We start from the raw sequence: 2,651 nt of genomic DNA on the forward strand, positions 1-2,651 counted from the left end.
GAACCCCCTACCTGAAAGAGATCATGGATTGCCTTTCGCCTTCCTCTTCCGTGGAGCAGGTGGCGTTTATGAAAGGGGCTCAGGTGGGCGGTACGGAGTGCGGCAATAACTGGTTGGGGTATGTGGTGCATCACACACCCGGACCGATGATGTATGTGCTGCCCACTCTGGATATGGCCAAGCGAACCTCCAAGCAGCGGATCGCACCCATGATTGAGGCTATGCCGGTGCTGAGGGACTTGGTAAAAGATCCCCGTTCCAGGGATTCCGGCAACACCCAGATGGTGAAGGAGTTTCCCAACGGCGTATTGATCATCACCGGTGCCAACTCGGCCACCGGGCTTCGTTCCATGCCTGCCCGATTCCTATTTCTGGATGAGGTGGATGCCTATGAGGACGATGTGGACGGTGAGGGCAGTCCGATCAATCTGGCGATTAAACGGACGGCGACGTTTTCCCGTAATCGAAAGATCCTGATGGTGTCTACACCCAATATTGCCGGAGCCAGCAAGATAGAGGCGGCTTATCAGGCCAGTGATCAGCGTCAGTACCAGGTGCCCTGTGTGAAGTGCCAACATATGCAGCCCATTGAGTGGCAGCAGATTAGATTTGAACACCACAATCCGGAAACGGCTTGCTTTGAGTGCATCAATTGCCAGTATCGGATGCGGGAGCACGACAAGCCCAAATTGCTGGCCAATGGTCAGTGGGTTGCCATGAACCCGGAAGCTAACGGAAAAATTCGTGGTTACCACCTGAGTTCACTCTACAGCCCTAACGGTTGGTACAGCTGGCAAGATGCCGTTGCCGATTTTCTGGCAGCGAAAGACAATCCCATTCTTCTCAAAGACTGGACCAATACGGTACTCGGCCAGACCTGGCAGGAAGCCGGTGAAACGGTGGATCATGAATTGCTCTATCAGCGTCGTGAGCATTATCCGGCAGAAGTACCCTGGGCAGTAGAAGTGTTGACCTGTGGTATTGATGTGCAGGATGACCGGGTCGAGTTTGAAGTGGTGGGCTGGGGAGCCGGAGAAGAGAGCTGGTCCATTGATTACGTCCGGCTCTATGGTGACCTCTCCCGTCCAGATATCTGGAATATCCTGGCCGGAAAGTTACGGCAATCATATAGACGCCATGATGGCGTGTTAATGAATCTGGCTCAGATCTGTATGGACTCTGGCGGCCACTTTACCGATGAGGTCTATGCCTTTTCAAGAAAGCATGGAACGGACTGGTTAATACCGATCAAAGGAGCATCTCAATCGGGTAAACCCATCGCGACCTTCCCAAAGACAAAGAACAAGAAAGGCATCTATCTGACTCTCGTAGGAACGGATACTGCGAAAGAGTTGATCTACCAGCGTTATCGTATTCTTGAGCCTGGCGCAGGCTACTGTCACTGGCCGATCAGTGATTGCTTTGATGAGGATTACTTCAAGCAGGCCACGGCAGAAGAGAAGGTGCGTAAATATAAGCACGGTGTTGCCTATTTTGAATGGGATGCCAAAAAGAAGCGCAATGAAGCACTGGATTGCCGGGTCTATGCGCTGACGGCTGTGAGAATCCTTCAGCAACATCGAGGACTGGATCTGGAACAGCTGGCAGCACAACGGCCAGAGCCGGAAGTGCAGATAGAACAAGAAGAGCCAGCGGATATCGCCGTGAATCGCAATCGTCGAATCTCTCGCAGTACCTACCTCAATGGGTAAACCCATGATTACCGATGCTGAATACCAGGCCCTGAAACGAGCCGTGTTGCTGCGGGAAACCCGCACCGTGGAATTTGAAGGCCGAAAGGTGGAATACGCCAGCTTCGGCGAGATGGAAAGGCGACTGCAGGCCATTGAGCGTGAACTGGCGAAACAACAGAAGCGGCCTCGCCAGTATGGCATCTATTCTCGACGCGGCATCTGATCTTACCGCCAGAAATGCAGGACCATCACCAGGGCTATGAGCAACACAATCAGCGTTGTGATGGATTGACGGATCTGATTAGCGGTCTGCTTTCTTGGGTCGTTTTTATCGTTGCCCTGTGGGTTACTCAACAGGCAGGGTGCCAGGTTAGCCAACATCAGAAAACAGCCCAAAATCAGGACTGAAATAACCACCGCTTTCAAAATCAACCACTCCATTTCTTACTGCGAGGACGGACACCCTTGTTTGACTGGATACGACAGAAATGGTTGCAGACATCATCGAAAACGATCCGAAATCTGGCCTACACCTCCGCTGGGCGAGGGCGGAGAAGCCAGAGTTGGTCAGCCCCATCCTCCGGCCCGAATAACACATTGACCGGTAATCTGGGGACGTTAATCAATCGTTCACGAGCAGCGATTCGCAATGATCCCTGGGCGGCATCCGGGCTGGAAAAGCTGGTAGCCAATATTGTCGGTACGGGGATCAAACCCAAGTCTGAAGCGAGCAATGATCGGTTCCGTCAAAACCTGCAGGCACTGTTTCTGGATTGGTCCGATGAATCTGATGCGGATGGTCAGCTGGACTTTTATGGCCAGCAATCACAGGCAGTGCGTTCCATGCTGGAAGCCGGTGAATGCTTTGCCCGACTGAGGCCTCGGAAACCATCCGATGGACTCAGCGTGCCTCTGCAAGTGCAGCTACTGGAAGCGGAGTTTGTTCCCTGGGATTAC

At 52.9% G+C, this 2,651-nt stretch carries 4 protein-coding genes; 3 read left to right on the top strand and 1 reads right to left on the bottom strand.

The features are described 5' to 3' along the window. Positions 1-1,712, top strand: a 1,712-nt coding sequence (locus AK963_RS27600; RefSeq protein WP_066018527.1) for a phage terminase large subunit family protein, incomplete at its 5' end; no start/stop codon positions are given. Further along, positions 1,705-1,917, top strand: a complete 213-nt coding sequence (locus AK963_RS27605; RefSeq protein WP_066018528.1) for a phage head-tail joining protein — start codon at positions 1,705-1,707, stop codon at positions 1,915-1,917. The genes AK963_RS27600 and AK963_RS27605, both read left to right, overlap by 8 nt. Before the next feature lie 2 nt (positions 1,918-1,919). Here the strand turns inward: AK963_RS27605 and AK963_RS27610 are convergent, their stop codons facing one another. After that, entirely contained in the window at positions 1,920-2,135 is a 216-nt protein-coding gene (locus AK963_RS27610; RefSeq protein WP_066018529.1) for a hypothetical protein, read from the bottom strand. Between the two features lie 24 nt (positions 2,136-2,159). Between AK963_RS27610 and AK963_RS27615 the strand changes: the two genes are divergently transcribed. Next, positions 2,160-2,651, top strand: a 492-nt coding sequence (locus AK963_RS27615; protein WP_139117721.1) for a phage portal protein, incomplete at its 3' end; no start/stop codon positions are given.

This window comes from Endozoicomonas atrinae (assembly GCF_001647025.1).
Lineage (GTDB): Bacteria > Pseudomonadota > Gammaproteobacteria > Pseudomonadales > Endozoicomonadaceae > Endozoicomonas > Endozoicomonas atrinae.